Origin of the sequence: Streptomyces sp. H39-C1, assembly GCF_027158125.1 — a bacterium.
GTDB classification, from domain to species: domain Bacteria; phylum Actinomycetota; class Actinomycetes; order Streptomycetales; family Streptomycetaceae; genus Actinacidiphila; species Actinacidiphila fildesensis.
Genome location: NZ_JAPVLS010000138.1, coordinates 1 through 15,941, shown reverse-complemented (window position 1 = coordinate 15,941; position 15,941 = coordinate 1). Strand labels below are relative to the sequence as shown.

Sequence of the window (15,941 nt, the reverse complement as noted above, 5' to 3'; positions counted from 1 at the left end):
CGGGTCTGGATCCGGTGTCGGTGGGTTCGGCGCTGGCGACCACGCGTGCGGGCTTCGCGCAACGTGCGGGTGTGGTGGCGGCGGACCGTGAAGGCCTGCTGAACGCTCTGGACGCGGTCGTTGACGGCGAGGCCAAGACCGCTGTGGCCGGCTCCGGTGACCTGGCGTTCCTCTTCACCGGCCAGGGCAGCCAGCGCGCCGGGATGGGAAGCGAGCTCTACGCCGCGTTCCCCGTGTTCGCGGAGGCACTGGACGCCGTCGCGGAAGCGTTCGACGAGCACCTGGACCGTCCGCTGCTGGATGTCCTTTTTGCGGACGACAGCCGGCTGAACGAGACGGGCTGCACCCAGCCCGCGCTCTTCGCGCTGGAAGTCGCACTGTTCCGGCTGCTCACGTCGTGGGGCATCCGTCCGCAGGTGCTGGCGGGCCACTCCATCGGGGAGTTGGCTGCAGCGCATGTGGCGGGTGTCTGGTCGCTGGAGGATGCGGCGCTGCTCGTCGCGGCTCGTGGCCGCCTGATGCAGCAACTTCCCGCCGGTGGTGCGATGGCGGCGATCCAGGCCACCGAGGCCGAGGTCCTGCCCCAGCTCACCGACAGGGTGGGGATCGCGGCCGTCAACGGCCCGACGTCCATCGTCGTCTCAGGTGACGAAGACGCCGTGGCTGCCGTGATCGCGCACTTCGATGGCATCGGACGGAAGACCAAGCGGCTGACCGTCAGCCACGCCTTCCACTCCGTCCACATGGAGGCGATGCTCGACGAGTTCCGGCGCTTCGCCTACATCCTGGAGTATTCGGCACCGTCCATCCCGATCGTGTCGACGCTGACCGGGCAGGCCGCGACCACCGATGAGCTGACCGACCCCGAGTACTGGGTCCGGCACGTGCGCGAGGCCGTGCGCTTCGCCGACGCCGTCACCACCCTTGAGGGCCAGGGCGTCACCACATTCCTGGAACTCGGCCCGGACGGGGTGCTCACCGCCATGGGTGCCGAGAGCGTCACCGACGCCGTCCTCATCGCCACGCAGCGCCGCGGCCAGGACGAGGCGCTGGCCCTCGTGTCGTCCGTCGTCGACCTGCACACGCAGGGCACGGAGGTCGACTGGCGGGCCTTCTTCGGCACGGGTGCCACCACCCCGCTGCTGGATCTGCCCACCTACGCCTTCCAGCGGGAGCGCTACTGGCTGGACGACGTGTCGGGCTCCGCCGACCCCTCGGCCCTCGGGATCGAGGCCACCCCGCATCCGCTGCTCGGCGCTGTCGTCGCGGTGGCGGGCTCCGACCGGCTGGTGCTCACCGGCCGGCTGTCGCTGCAGACGCACCCCTGGCTCGCGGACCACGCGGTGGGCGACACCGCGCTGCTCCCCGGCACCGGCTTCGTCGAACTGGCCGTCCAGGCCGGCGACCGCGCCGGCTGCCCCGTACTGGAGGAGCTGACGCTCCAGGCGCCGCTGCTGCTCGACGGTTCCGGCGCGGTCGAATTCCAGCTGGTCGTGGAGGAACCCGGTCAGGACGGCAAGCGGCCGCTGGGCATTTTCTCCCGTCCCTCCGGCGCCGACGACTCGCTCTGGACGCGGCATGCCGAAGGCCTGCTGCGGTCCGAGGACACGGCTGCCGTCATCCCGGCGGCCGACAGCGCATGGCCGCCCGCCGGAGCCAAGACCATCGAGGTCGAGGGCGCCTACGACCGGATGCGCGACCAGGGATACGGCTACGGCCCGTCCTTCCAGGGCCTGCGCGCCGCCTGGCGGCTGGGCGAGGAGGTCTTCGCGGAGGTCGTCCTGCCCGAAGGTGTCGACGCCACCGGCTACGCCCTGCACCCCGCCCTGCTCGACGCCGCCCTGCACGCCATCGGCATCGACCGCCCCAGCGAGAACGCCGAGCTCCCGTTCGCCTGGACCGACGTCGTCCTGCACGCCTCCGGCGCGACCGCCCTCCGGGTCCGCGTCACCCCGGCCGGCTCCGGCTACTCGCTCCGCCTGTCCGACGTTCAGGGCGGTCCGGTCGCCGATGTCGGCGCGCTGGTGCTGCGGCCGGTCGTGGCCGCCGAGTTGAAGGCCTCCCAGTCCACGGGCGGGCGGAACCTCTACCACGTGGAGTGGTCCGCACCCCGGGCCGGCGGAACGGAATCCACCGGCGAGACGGTGCTGGTGCGCGTGCCCGCGCGGGTCGAGCCGATCGAGACACTGACGGCCGTACTCACCGAACTGCAAACGCTGTTGGCCCTCGACGACGACCGCCGTTTGGTGGTGGTGACGCGGGGTGCGGTGGCTGTTCTGCCGGGTGAGGATGTTGCGGAGCTGGGTCAGGCGGCGGTGTGGGGTCTGATCCGTTCGGCGCAGTCCGAGCACCCTGACCGCATTGTCCTGTTGGACTCGGACACTGACGAGATCCCGGAGGGTGTGCTGGTCTCGGGTGAGCCTGAGCTGGCGCTTCGTGGCGGGGAGATCCTCGTCCCGCGCCTGGCCCGCATTGCTCCGGCCGCTGAGGTCGCCCCGGCGGTGTGGCGTACGGATGGCACGGTGCTGATCACCGGTGGTACCGGTGGCCTGGGCGCCCTGCTGGCCCGCCACCTGGTCACCGCGTACGGGATCCGTGACCTGCTGCTGACCAGCCGCCGCGGCCCCGGCGCCCCCGGCGCCACCGAACTCACCACAGAACTGACCGCGTTGGGTGCGACGGTGAAGATCGCCGCGTGCGACGTCTCGGACCGGGACGCGCTCGCAGCGCTCCTGGACGGCGTCACCCTGACCGCCGTGATCCACACCGCCGGTGTGCTGCGTGACGCCACGTTCGCCGCGCTCACCCCGCAGCACCTGACGGAGGTCCTGGCACCCAAGGCGGATGCCGCCCGCCACCTGCACGAACTGACCGCGCACCTCACTCTCGACGCGTTCGTGCTGTTCTCCTCCGCTGCCGCCACGTTCGACGGCACCGGACAGGGCAACTACGCCGCAGCCAACGCCTACCTCGACGCCCTCGCCACCCACCGCCGCACCCAAGGACTCCCCGCCACCTCCCTCGGCTGGGGCCTATGGGCACCCGAAACCGGCGGAATGGGCGCAGGACTCTCGGCCAAGGACGTGGAGCGGGCCGCCCGGGCCGGGACCCCGGCGCACAGTGCCGCCTCAGGTCTGGCGATGTTCGACGCGGCCTGGGGCGGGGAGTACGCCCACGTCCTGGCGCTGCGGCTGGAGTCCGGCGCGCTCGGGCGCCGGGCGGCTGCCGACGGTGTACCCGCGCTGCTGCGCGGTCTGGTCCGTACCCCGGCCCGGCTCGCCGCCGCCTCGGGATCCGCGGGCGGCGACTCATTGGAGGAGCAGCTCGGCCGGCTGCCGGCGGCGGAGCAGGAGCGCTTCCTGCTCTCCCTCGTCCGTACGCAGATAGCGGCCGCTCTCGGTCACTCCGGCCCGGACGCGGTCGATCCGGCCCGCGGTTTCGGCACCCTGGGCTTCGACTCCCTCGCGGCCGTTGAACTCCGCAACCGGCTCGGCACCGCCACCGGCCTGCGGCTGCCCGCGACCCTCACCTTCGACTACCCGAACGCCACCACGCTCGCCCGCTACCTGCGGGAGAAGCTCGTCGGCGACGAGACCGCCGGGGCCACGTCCTCCGCTGCCGCCGCTGTCGTCGCGGCCCGGCAGTCCACGGGCGACGACCCGATCGCGATCGTCGGCATGTCCTGCCGCTTCCCGGGCGGGGTGCGCAGTCCCGAAGGGCTGTGGGACCTGCTCGCCGCGGGCCGGGACGCCGTCGCGGACTTCCCCGAGGACCGCGGCCCGAGCTGGTACGACGCCTATGACCCCGACCCGGACGCCATCGGCAAGACGTACTCCAAGGAAGGCGCGTTCCTCGACGACGCGGGCCGGTTCGACGCGGACTTCTTCGGCATCAGCCCGCGCGAGGCCCTGGCCACCGACCCCCAGCAGCGCCTGCTGCTGGAGGCGTCGTGGGAGGCGTTCGAGCGCGCCGGGATCGACCCGGAGAGCCTGCAGGGCACTTCAACAGGGGTGTTCGCGGGCGTCATGTACCACGACTTCGCGCCCCGCCTCCGTGACGTACCCGAGGAGCTCGCGGGCTACCTCGGCAACGGCGGCCTCGGCAGCGTCGTCTCCGGCCGGGTCTCGTACGCCCTGGGCCTGGAAGGCCCCGCGCTGACAGTCGACACCGCCTGCTCGTCCTCCCTCGTCGCCGTCCACCTGGCCGGCCAGGCGCTGCGCGCCGGCGAGTGCTCGCTCGCGCTGGCCGGCGGCGTCACCGTGATGACCACCCCGGACACCTTTGTCGACTTCAGCCGCCAGCGCGGCCTCGCCCCCGACGGCCGCTGCAAGCCGTTCGCGGAGGCGGCGGACGGTACCGGCTGGGGCGAAGGGGTCGGCGTCCTCGTCCTGGAGAAGCTCAGCGACGCGCGGCGCAACGGCCATCGCGTCCTGGCCGTCGTCCGCGGCAGCGCGATCAACCAGGACGGCGCCAGCAGCCAGCTGACCGCCCCCAACGGCCCCGCCCAGCAGCGCGTCATCCGGCAGGCCCTCGCCGCCGGTTCGCTCACCACGGGTGACGTCGACGTGGTCGAGGGCCACGGCACGGGCACCCGGCTGGGCGACCCGATCGAGGCGCAGGCGCTGCTGGCGACGTACGGGCAGGAGCGGGCGGACGGTCAGCCGCTGTGGCTGGGTTCGGTGAAGTCGAACCTCGGTCACACGCAGGCTGCCGCCGGTGTCGCGGGCATCATCAAGATGGTGTTGGCGATGCGGCACGAGGAACTGCCGCGCACGCTGGGCGTCGACGCTCCCAGTTCGCATGTCGACTGGAGCGCCGGTGACGTCGAGCTGCTGACCGAGGCCCAGCCGTGGCCGGCCGGGGAGCGGACCCGCCGCGCGGGCATCTCGTCCTTCGGCATCAGCGGAACGAACGCCCACGTCATCGTGGAAGAAGCCCCCGCAGAGGCCCTCGCGGCCGAAGGTGCCGCTGTCGACCTGCCGGTGGTGCCGTGGGTGCTGTCCGGCAAGACGCCCGACGCCGTCCAGGCCCAGGCCGCCCGGCTCCGTGACTTCGTCCTCGCCGATCCGGAACTGGACCCGGCGGCGATCGGATCCGCCTTGGCCACCACGCGCGCGGCCTTCACCCACCGCGCGGGCGTCGTCGCCGCCGACCGCGACGGCCTGCTGGCCGGACTGACCACCCTCGCCGAAGGCGGCACCGCGGCTGGAACGGTGTTCGGAACTGCCGGTTCCGGACAGGTGGGATTCCTCTTCACCGGGCAGGGCAGCCAGCGCGCGGGGATGGGACGCGAGCTCTACGCCGCCTTCCCCGTCTTCGCCTCAGCGCTGGACGACGTGGTGGCCGCGTTCGGCGACCGACTGGAACTACCGCTGCTGGATGTGCTGTTCGGGGACGACGGCCGGTTGAACGAGACGGCCTTTACGCAGCCGGCTCTCTTCGCCCTGGAGGTCGCACTCTTCCGGCTGCTGGAGTCCTTCGGGGTCCGGCCGCAGGTTCTCGCGGGTCACTCCATCGGCGAGCTGGCCGCCGCACACGTCGCAGGGGTCTGGTCGCTGGAGGACGCGGCGCTGCTCGTTGCGGCTCGTGGCCGGCTGATGCAACAACTTCCCACCGGTGGTGCGATGGCGGCGATCCAGGCCACCGAGGCCGAAGTCCTGCCGCAGCTCACCGACAGGGTGGGGATCGCGGCCGTCAACGGGCCCACCTCCATCGTCGTCTCGGGTGACGAAGACGCCGTCGCTGCCGTGATCGCGCACTTCGATGGCATCGGACGGAAGACCAAGCGCCTCACCGTCAGCCACGCCTTCCACTCCCTCCACATGGAGCCGATGCTCGCCGAATTCGGCACCATCGCAGCAGGGCTCACCTACACCGCACCGTCCATCCCGATCGTCTCGACGCTCACCGGCCAGGCCGCCACCACCGAAGAACTCACCGACCCCGCCTACTGGGTCCGCCACGTCCGCGAAGCCGTCCGCTTCGCCGACGCCGTCACCACCCTCCAGGACCAAGGCGTCACCAAGTTCCTGGAGCTCGGCCCCGACGCCGTTCTCACCGCGATGGCCGCCGAATCCGCCACCGACACCACCACCCTCATCCCCGCCCTCCGCCGCGACCACAACGAAGCCCAGGTCTTCGTCACCTCCCTCGCGACCCTCCACACCCGGGGCGTCCCCGTCGACTGGCCGGCCCTCTTCGGCACCGGCCATACCCCCGTCGACCTCCCCACCTACGCCTTCCAGCACCAGCACTACTGGCTCGCCGACAGCACGGTCTCCACCGGCGACCCCTCCGGGCTCGGCCAGGGCACCACCACCCACCCGCTCCTCACGGCGGCGATCACCCTCCCCGACACCGACGGGCTGCTCTTCACCGGGCGGCTCTCGCTGGCCACCCACCCGTGGCTCGCGGACCACGCCGTCAACGGCACCGTCATCGTCCCCGGCGCCGCGCTCGCCGACCTCGCCATCCACACCGGCGACCACACCCACACCAGCACGCTGCAGGAGCTCACCCTCTCCGCACCCGTCGTCGTTCCGCAGACCGGTGCCATCCATCTGCGGGTCAGGATCGGCGGGGTGGAGGAGCGGACGCTGTCGGTGTTCTCGCGCCCCGAAGGCGCGGCGGAGGACGAGCCCTGGACGCGGCACGCGGACGGGCTGCTCACCTCGCACGCCGCCGAGCCCGGTTTCGACCTGGTGCAGTGGCCGCCGGCCGGGGCGGAGGCAGTGGCGGTCGACGGGCTGTACGGGACGATGGCCGCGAGCGGCCTGGAGTACGGGCCCGTGTTCCAGGGGCTGCGCGCCGCCTGGAAGCTCGGTGACGAGGTCTTCGCCGAGGTCGCGTTGCCGGAGGGCATCGACACCAACGGGTTCGGGCTGCATCCGGCGCTGCTCGACGCGGCGCTGCACGGCATCGGGTTCTCCGGGGCCGACAGCGGAGTGGCCGAACTGCCGTTCGCCTGGTCCGACGTTGCCCTGTACGCGACCGGCGCCACCGCGCTGCGGGTACGGATCTCCCCGGCGGGATCGGGCTATGCCCTGCATCTGGCCGACGCGCAGGGTGCTCCGGTCGCCTCCGTCGGGATGCTCGCCCTGCGTCCGGTGAACACGGGCGAGTTGGCGGCGGCCCAAGCCGCCCAGGCCCGGGATCTGTACGAGATCCAGTGGTCCGCGGTGGACGCGGATCCGGCGGCTACGGCAGCGGAGAACACGACCGCCCTCGACGAGAGCGCGCTGCTGCGCGTCGTGTCACGGGCCGATGCCCGGTCCACGGTCGTCGACGTTCTCGCGCAGGTGCAGGCATGGCTGGCCGACGAGTCCCCCGCCGGTTCGGACGCCAGGCTCGTCGTCGTCACCCGGGGCGCGGTCCCCGCGCTTCCCGGGGAGGACGTCACCGATCTCGCGCAGGCCGCCGTGCATGGGCTGGTCAGGGCCGCGCAGGCGGAGCACCCGGACCGGATCGTCCTCGTCGACACCGACACGGAGGCCGGTACCGGTCAGATACCCGCCACCGTCCTCGTGTCCGACGAGCCGGAACTGGCCGTCCGCAACTCCCAGTTGTACGCACCGCGGCTGGCCCGTACGGCACCGTCCGCCGAGGCGACCCCTTGGCGCACGGACGGCACCGTCCTGATCACCGGCGGCACCGGCGGTCTGGGCGCGCTCACCGCCCGCCACCTGGTCACTGAACACGGCGTCCGCGACCTCCTGCTCACCAGCAGGCGCGGACAGAACGCACCGGGCGCAGCCGAACTCGCGGCCGAACTCACCCAAGCCGGCGCCACCGTCACCATCGCCGCCTGCGACGTCTCCGACCGGGACGCCCTCGCGGAACTCCTCGCCGATGTGCCGTTGAGTGCGGTGATCCACACCGCGGGTGTCGTGGACGACGGGACCGTCGAGTCCCTCACTCCCGGCCAGGTGGGCACGGTGTTCGGCCCGAAGGCCGAGGCCGCGCGTCATCTGCACGAGCTGACCGCGCACCTCACCCTCGACGCGTTCGTGCTCTTCTCGTCGACGGCCGCCACCTTCGACGGCACCGGCCAGGCCAACTACGCCGCCGCCAACGCCTATCTCGACGCCCTCGCCACCCACCGCCGTACGCACAACCTGGCCGCGACCTCGCTCGCCTGGGGCCTGTGGGCTCCCGAATCGGGCGGCATGGGGGCGGATCTGACGCAGGCGGATGTCGACAGGGTGGCGCGCGGCGGTGCGTTGGCGCTGGGGCGCGAGGCGGGTCTCGCGCTGCTCGACGCGGCGCTGATCGGCGGGAAGGCCCATCTGCTGCCGGTGCCCTTCTCCACGGCGGCGCTGGAGGCGCGGGCCGGGAGCCAGGGCCTGCCGGCCATCCTGCGGGGGCTCGTCAGGGCACCCGCGGCACGGCGCGGCACCGTAGCGGCCGCAGCGGGTGCCGCGGCCGCGGAAAGCCTGAAGGACCGGCTGCTCAAGCTGCCGCCGGCGGAACGTACGCCGGTGGTGCTGGACCTCGTGCGGTCCCAGGTGGCCGCCGTGCTCGGGCACTCGGGAGTGGACGCCGTCGATCCGGCACGCGGCTTCGGCGGGCTGGGCTTCGACTCGCTCGCCGCCGTCGAGTTCCGCAACCGGCTCACGCCGGCGACCGGGCTGCGCCTTCCCGCGACGCTGATCTTCGACTACCCGACCTCCGAGGCCCTCGCCGAGTACATCCGCGAGCAGCTGGCACCGGCGCCCTCGGGCCCGGCGGCGCTGCGGGCCCTGGAGGCCGAACTGGCGGACCTGGAGGACCGGCTGGTCACCACGACCGACAACGGCGACGTGGACGAGCAGGACCACACCCGGGTCACCGACAGCCTGCGGGCCCTGGTGGCCCGCTGGACCGCACTGCGCGCCGGAGCCGCGGAGGCGGCGGCGTCCGCCGCGGCGGACGAGGCCGAACTGGCCTCGGCCGACGCGGACCAGCTCTTCGACATTCTCGACAGCGAGTTCGAACCTCTCGACTGACCCGCCCGGCGCCGATGCCGGCGCACCCCCGTATGACTCGTATGAGGAGAGATCCGACATGGTTGTTCAGGACCCCGCGCCGACAGCGGCCACCCGTAAGGAGACGGACCTTTGGCTGCTGGAGCGGCTGGTACCGGGATCGGGCGTCAACAACCTGTCCCTGACCTTCGACGTGGAGGGTGAGATCGACTCCGCGGCGCTGTCCCGGGCGCTGACCCTGGTGGTGCGCAAGTACGACATCCTGCGCACCGTCTTCCGCACCTCCGAGACCGACCTCACCAAGGAGGTGCTGGCGGCCGACGCGATCACCTCGGTCGACGTCACCTCGATCGACGTCACCGAGACGGAAGCCGCCGAGGACGCTCTCCAGGCCGCCGTCGAGGCGTTCGTCGCGGAGCCGTTCGCCCTGGACGGGAGCCCGCTCGTCAGGGCGGCGCGCTTCCGGCGGGCGGGCGGCGCCGGCGATGTGGTGAGCGTCGCGCTCCACCACCTCGTCTTCGACGCGATGTCGACCGTCACGCTGCTCGGTGAGCTGATCAGCGCCTATCAGGCGCCCGACACGTACGCGACCGACCCGGTCGCCGCGGTCGTCGAGGCGGAGCCGTCCGAGGAGAGCGTCGACTTCTGGCGCGACCAGCTCCGCGGTTTCCGCGGCGCGGACGACGGCCTCTGGTACGGGAATCCGGCCTCGGCCACCCCGAACCTGGCGGGCGACACCCTGCAGTACCTGCTGTCGGACGACGCCCTCGCCGTGGTCGGCCGCCTGCAGCGCGAGCTGCGCGCGCCGGAGGCCGTGATCCTGCTGGCCGCGTACTACCTGCTGCTCGCCCAGCACGGCGCGGGCTCGGACATCGTCGTCGGCTCACCCGTCAGCGTGCGGCCGCCCGGCCACGAGGGCGCCATCGGCTATCACGTCAACGTGCTGCCGCTGCGGGTGCGGATGGACCCGGCCAAGCCGTTCAAGCGGCTGGTGAACCGGGCCCGCGCGGTGTTCCTGGAGAGCCTGGGCGAGCCGGGCGTGACCGCCGAGTCCGTACTGGACGAGGTGCGGGACGGCGGCTCCTCCTCCTGGCGGAACTCGCTCTTCAACCACCTGTTCAACTACGTGCCGGGCGGCACCTCGGGAACGTTCGAGGTGGCCGGGCACCCGGCCAGGATCCGTGGGGTGGAGAACGGCTTCAGCAAGTTCGACCTGGAGTTCTTCTTCATGCCGGAGCCCGAGTCGGCGAAGACCACGATCCGCGCCGTGTTCCGTACCCAGGTCTTCACCCCGGCCGACGTGGAGCTGCTGCTCGCCCGCTACGACGCCCTGCTGTGCACCCTCGGCGACCAGCTGGACCGGCCGATCGGGGAGATCTCCGGCTGGAGCGCGGCCGACCACGCCGCGGTCCTGGCCGGCCACCGGGACGGCCTGCCCGAGGCCCTGCTCGGCCCGTCCGTCGCACCGTTCTCCGGCTACGCGAAGCTCGCCGCCAAGTCCGACAGTTCGGCCCTGACCCGGGCCTTCGTGGCCGCCCCCGACGGGACGGAGCTGCCGGTGGGCGTCCGCGGCGAGCTCTGCCTCGCCGACGAGGCGGTCACCCGCACCGGTGACGTGGCCCGCTGGCTTCCCGACGGCCGGATCGAGATCCTCGGCCGGCTGGACCGCCGGGTGACCGTGCAAGGGCTCGCGTTCGGCCTGGAGGACGTCGACGCCGCACTGCTCGCGCACCCCGCCATCGACGCCGCCGTGACCGTCGCCGCGGGCGGGGTCCTCGTTTCCTTCGTCGCCACCGCCGGCATCGAGGCCGGTCCCGGCCTGCTGGACCAGCTCTGGAAGCAGGTGCGCACCGACCTTCCCGGCCCGGCGGAGCCGGCCCGCATCATCGTCACCGAGGGGCTTCCGACCGTGAACGGCGCCCCTGACCTGCAAGGCCTGCGGCTGCGTGCCGAGGAGCTGCTGCGCACCGAGGCCGCGCCGGAGCCGGTGGACACCACCGAGCTGACCCGTGCGCTGATCGCGCTGTGGAAGCAGTTCCTCAAGCGCGAGGACCTGGACGCGGATTCCGGCTTCTTCACCAGCGGCGGCCACTCGCTGCTCGCCGTCCAGCTGCTGCAGCGCGTCAAGCGCACCACCGGTATCCAGGTGAAGATCCGGCTGGCCGACCTGTTCGCTCACCCGACCCCGGAGAAGCTCAGCGCGTACATCTCGGGCAAGAAGGCGTAGCGGGCCGCAGGAAGCACGACGGAGGGGCTCGTACCGGCTGATCCATCCGGTACGAGCCCCTCTTTCTTGCCTACGCGACGCAGAACTCGTTGCCCTCGGGGTCCTGGAGGGTGACCCCGTAGTGGTCCAGGCCGTCCTGCGACAGGACGCGGACCTTCGTGGCGCCGGCGGCCACCAGCCGTTCGGCCTCGGCGTTCACACGGGCGGTACGGGTCTCCAGCGGTACGTCCCGGCCGCCGCCGACCTTCAGGTCCAGATGCAGCCGGTTCTTGATCGTCTTGGCTTCCGGCACGACCTGGAAGAAGATGCGGGGCCCGGCGCCCGTCGGGTCGACGAGCGAGTCGGCGCAGCTGTTGGACGGGTCGCCGAGCTCGTCCTCGGGCACCCCGATGCTGATCCAGTACGCCCGCCAGGTCGCGAACCCGGCGGGCGGTTCCTCCTCGCGGTACCCCAGGGCGGTCGCCCAGAAGGGGACCAGCACGGCGGGTTCGGCACAGTCGATGCTGATCTGCAGAGTGGTCATCCCTCGATCGTGCCCGGAGGGACTGACAGCGGCCGGTCCGACCGCGCCGCCCCGCTCGTCAGCCGACCTCGGCCAGCCAGGCCTTCATGACGGTGTCGAAGCGCTCGGGCTCCTCGACGTGCGGCATGTGGCTGGACTGCTCGAAGAGCTCCCAGCGGGCGCCGGGGATGTGGTCGAGGAACGGCTGGATGGTGGCGGGTGTGGCCTCGTCGTACGCGCCCGAGATGATCAGGGTCGGGACGGCGACGGCCGGCAGCCGGTCGATGACCGTCCAGTCCTTCAGGGTGCCGATGACGTGGAAGTCGTTGGGGCCGTTCATGGTGCCGTAGACCGTCGGGTCGCTCTGCAGCTCCAGGAGGGTGGCGGCGACCTCGCGCGGCAGCGGGTTCGCCCGGCAGACATGGCGCTGGTAGAAGGCGTACACGGAGCGCTGGTAGTCCGGGTGGTCGAAGTCCTCGGTGGCCTCGTGGCGGCGCAGGGTGTCGCGGTGCACCGGCGGCATCGCGTCCTTGAGGCCCTCGCACGCCGCGCGCCACAGCGGCATGGAGGCCGGGGAGTTGGCGATGACGAGGCCGCGCAGCCCGGCGGGACGGCGGACGGCGTGCTCGGCGCCCAGCATGCCGCCCCAGGACTGGCCGAACAGCAGGTAGTCGTCGGCGATGCCGAGGTGGGCGAGGAGGTTGTCCAGCTCGTCGAGGAAGAGGTCGACGGTCCAGAAGTCGGCGCCGCGGTCGGGCAGCCGGGTGGAGCCGCCGTTGCCGATCTGGTCGTAGTGGATCACCGGGCGGCCGGTGGACGCGGCGAGTTCGGTCATCCGCAGCAGGTAGTCGTGGGTGGAACCGGGGCCGCCGTGGGCGATGACGAGCGGGGTGCGCCCGGTGTGCAGATCGCCGGTGACCCGGTACCAGGTGCGGTGGCCGCGGAAGGGGGCGGTGCCCTTCTGGGTGGGGGCGGGGAACATCGTGGAGTACCTCATGTCTCGGCTCGGCGGTGGCTCGGGTGGGGAGAAGGGAACGGCCGGGAAACGACACCGGCGCCGTCGGCGGGAGGCTTCCCCGCTGACGGCGCCGGTGCCGGCGGCCGGGCGACGATCAGGCCCTGGCGGCCTCACGGCGGGAGTTGAGGATGACGGCCCCGGACAGGACGACCGTCCAGCCGGCGAGCACCAGGGCGGCGACGAGGGTGCGGGTGCCGTGCAGCAGGGCACCGTGGCCGATGTCGGCGAGCCAGTAGCTCGGCAGGGTCTTGACGACCGCGGTCAGCCAGCCCGGGAATCCCGTGGTGGGCAGGAGCAGCCCGCCGAGGAACCCGAACAGCAGCACCAGGCCCTGGAGGTACATCTGCTGCTGCTCGACGGCCACGTACAGGCCGATGACCAGGCCGAGCACCGCGCACGGCAGGGCGGCGATCCAGATGCCCAGGGTGATCTGCAGCCAGCCGGCGACGGAGAGGTGCACGTCCTGGAGGGTGGCGCCCGCGAGCGCCACGAAGAGCGGGCCGGGCAGCGCCACGATCATGCTGACGACGATCTTCGAGAGCAGGTAGTTGCGCGGCAGCAGCGGGGTGAGCCGCAGCTGGCGGTGCCAGCCGATGGAACGCTCGTGGGCGACCCGGGCGCTGGTGTGCATGGAGGAGGTGAAGGCGCTGTACGCGGCGAGGCTGCACATCAGCCAGGCGCTGTACGTGATGCCGTTGGAGTGCGGGATCACCTGGTTCTTGTAGAGCATGCACTCCATGAGGTAGAGGCCCACGGGCAGCACGATCGCGAAGATGATGAAGCGCGGGCCGCGGAGCATCCGCTTGATCTCGATGGACAGGTAGCCGGTCATGCGGCGTCCTCCTGCACGTCCGTCTCGTCGGCGGCGGTCAGCGAGAGGAACGCCTCTTCCAGCCCGCTGGCGCTGATCTCGATGTCGTACGCGTCGGGGTAGGTGGTGAGCAGGGCGCGCAGGCTCTTGTCGGAGTCCTCGCAGTGCAGTTCGACACGGCCCAGGCGCAGCGCGGCGGCGGTCACGCCGGGCAGTGCGCGCAGGTCCGCCTCCTTCGCGTCGGGGACCGAGGCGCGCAGCACGCGGCCCGCGGTGAGGGCACGGATCTTGGCGACGGTGCCGTCGGCGGCGATCTCGCCACCGCGCATGAGGACGACGCGGTCGGCGAACTCCTCGGCCTCGTCCAGGTAGTGGGTCGCGAAGACCACGGTGCGGCCGGTGTCGGTGAACTTCCGCATGGACTCCCAGAACTTGCGGCGACTGCCGACGTCCATGGCGGAGGTCGGCTCGTCGAGCACCAGGAGCTGCGGGTTGCCGATGAGCGCGCAGGCGAAGCGGGCGCGCTGGCGCTGGCCGCCGGAGAGCTTGGTGCCGCGGCGGTCGACGATGTCCTCGATGTTGGCGCGGCGCAGCACCTCGTCGAGGGGCAGCGGCTTCTTGTAGAGAGAGGAGATCATCTCCAGCGTCTCGCGGACGGAGATGTCGTCGATCAGCGAGCCCTCCTGGAGGACGGCGCTGACCAGCCCTTCCCGTACCGCGAGGTAGGGGGCCCGGCCGAAGATGCTGATCTCACCGGAGGTGGGGTGGGACAGGCCGAGGATCATGTCGATGGTGGTGGACTTGCCCGCGCCGTTGGGGCCGAGGAGCGCCACGACCTCGCCGGGGGCGATGGTCAGGTCGATGCCCTTGACCGCCTGGACCTCGCCGTAGACCTTGCGCAGTCCGGTGACGCGGATGGCCGGCTCGGCCTGGGACGCGGGCCCGGACTTCCCCTTGGCCTCAGCGGCTGCGGGAGCCGGCGCGGGCTCCGGCGGTGCCGCTACCGGAACGGTCCCCTCTGCCCTGGCGGTGGTCTTCTCTGTGGTCTTCATGTCACATCCGGATCTGTCGGGAGAGGTCCTGTGCGGTCAGCAGCTCGGCCAGCGCCGTGGCGGCGCCTTCGTCACGCAGCAGGTCGGTGTGATCGCAGTCGAACCGGAGTTCACGGGCCACTGCTCCGGCCGCGCCGTCCGGGTCGGTGGAACGCAGCCGATTGAGTCCGCTGAGCGGGCTTCCGGAGCTGAAGGCGACGGCGTCCGTCCACGCGGTGGCGGCCGAGGAGTTGAGCTGGCCGGCCGCGACGACATAGGCGACGAAGGAGGTGAAGGACTCGGTGAACTCGGTCCGGCTCTCGGGTTCCAGCTCGATCTCGTCGAAGGCGGCTTCGCTGATCTCCCGGAAGAGTCCGACGAGCACCGGGCCGATGTACCCGAGGTTCTCGGGGTCGGCCTCCAGCGCCTGCCGGGCGGTCTCCTGGGCCTCGGCGACCGGTTCGGCACCGATGATTCCCGCGAACAGCTCGACGGACTTGTGGAACTGCCAGAGCAGACCGAAGGCGTTGGCCTGCTCGGGGTCGAACAGGATGAGCTGGGGGGCTCGTTCCTGCCACTGCGCTATGCGGCCGGCCAGGGCGGCGGCGTACACCGCTCCGGCGCAGAAGCCGAGTACGGCACCGACCTGCTGCCCGCTCGCGCGGACGTCCTCGAACCAGCGGTCGAGGTACTCCTCGCCCGACGGCCCGATGTCGGTGGCGATGGCCTGCGGCATCGTCTCCCAGACCGGATGGCTGGTGGCGGTGAGGCCGACGATGTCGGCGAATCGCGCATCGGGTCGCCCGGTGGCCGTGAAGTCGACAGCGAGGACCAGATCTCCTGGGCCCTTGCCGCCGATTTCCCACCATGCATCGGATTTCTCCACCAACAGCCCCTTCCGTTCCCTGCTGTCCCGTGCACCCGCATGGGGAGTGCTTCCGATGCTAGAAGCGGGCAATTGCACTGAGATCCCCTAGCGGACCCCCTAGCGCCCCCTACTCGTCGGGAGTACTCGCCGCGGCCGGGGCCGGTGCCGCTTCCACGGTCTCCAGCAGGTGCTCGGCCAGCTCCTCGGGCGTCTCGTACTCGTAGATCACGGCGGCGGACAGGCGTGCGCCGACGGCCGCGCCGATCCGGTCGCGGAACTCGACGGCGAGCAGCGAGGAGAACCCGAGGTCGATGAACTCGCTGTCGTCCTCGATCTCCTCGGCGGACGCGTGGCCGAGGACGGACGCGGTGACCGAACGCACCAGCTCCAGCAGGAGCTCGGCGCGGGCCGGGCCGTCGGCCGCGTGCAGCCGCCGCTGGAACTCCAGCGGATCGTCGGCCGGCTCTCCCCCAGCTACCGCTGGGAGGTGCCCCCCGACGGCGTCCGGCAGGTCCAGGACC

At 71.9% G+C, this 15,941-nt stretch carries 7 protein-coding genes and 1 pseudogene; 2 read left to right on the top strand and 6 right to left on the bottom strand.

The window, feature by feature from the left end:
* Window positions 1-20 precede the first annotated feature (20 nt).
* Together O3W51_RS44590 and O3W51_RS44585 are read left to right on the top strand one after the other, a co-directional pair.
* Window positions 21-8,984, top strand: a pseudogene (locus O3W51_RS44590) (SDR family NAD(P)-dependent oxidoreductase); the annotation flags it as partial.
* 58 nt (window positions 8,985-9,042) lie between these two features.
* Window positions 9,043-11,190, top strand: coding sequence for a condensation domain-containing protein (locus tag O3W51_RS44585; protein WP_138357918.1), 2,148 nt, complete (start codon window positions 9,043-9,045; stop codon window positions 11,188-11,190).
* Window positions 11,191-11,260: 70 nt separating this feature from the next.
* Here O3W51_RS44585 and O3W51_RS44580 read toward each other — a convergent pair whose 3' ends face one another.
* The 6 genes from O3W51_RS44580 to O3W51_RS44555 all read right to left on the bottom strand — a co-directional run.
* The gene (locus tag O3W51_RS44580; RefSeq protein ID WP_138357916.1) at window positions 11,261-11,713 is read right to left on the bottom strand and encodes a VOC family protein; all 453 of its coding nucleotides are present in this window, start codon (window positions 11,711-11,713) and stop codon (window positions 11,261-11,263) included.
* Between the two features lie 58 nt (window positions 11,714-11,771).
* Window positions 11,772-12,674 (bottom strand): proline iminopeptidase-family hydrolase, encoded by a 903-nt coding sequence (locus O3W51_RS44575; protein WP_138357914.1) that lies wholly within the window; start codon window positions 12,672-12,674, stop codon window positions 11,772-11,774.
* A 130-nt stretch (window positions 12,675-12,804) separates the two neighbouring features.
* Window positions 12,805-13,542: an ABC transporter permease gene (locus O3W51_RS44570; protein WP_138357912.1), complete on the bottom strand. Its 738-nt coding sequence runs from the start codon at window positions 13,540-13,542 to the stop codon at window positions 12,805-12,807.
* The gene (locus tag O3W51_RS44565; protein ID WP_138357910.1) at window positions 13,539-14,573 is read right to left on the bottom strand and encodes an ABC transporter ATP-binding protein; all 1,035 of its coding nucleotides are present in this window, start codon (window positions 14,571-14,573) and stop codon (window positions 13,539-13,541) included. Before O3W51_RS44565 ends, O3W51_RS44570 begins: the two co-directional genes overlap by 4 nt.
* A gap of 1 nt (window position 14,574) precedes the next feature.
* Window positions 14,575-15,438 (bottom strand): hypothetical protein, encoded by an 864-nt coding sequence (locus O3W51_RS44560; protein ID WP_138357908.1) that lies wholly within the window; start codon window positions 15,436-15,438, stop codon window positions 14,575-14,577.
* Window positions 15,439-15,547: 109 nt separating this feature from the next.
* The coding region (locus O3W51_RS44555; RefSeq protein ID WP_269289524.1) for an acyl carrier protein at window positions 15,548-15,941 on the bottom strand (394 nt) is incomplete at its 5' end.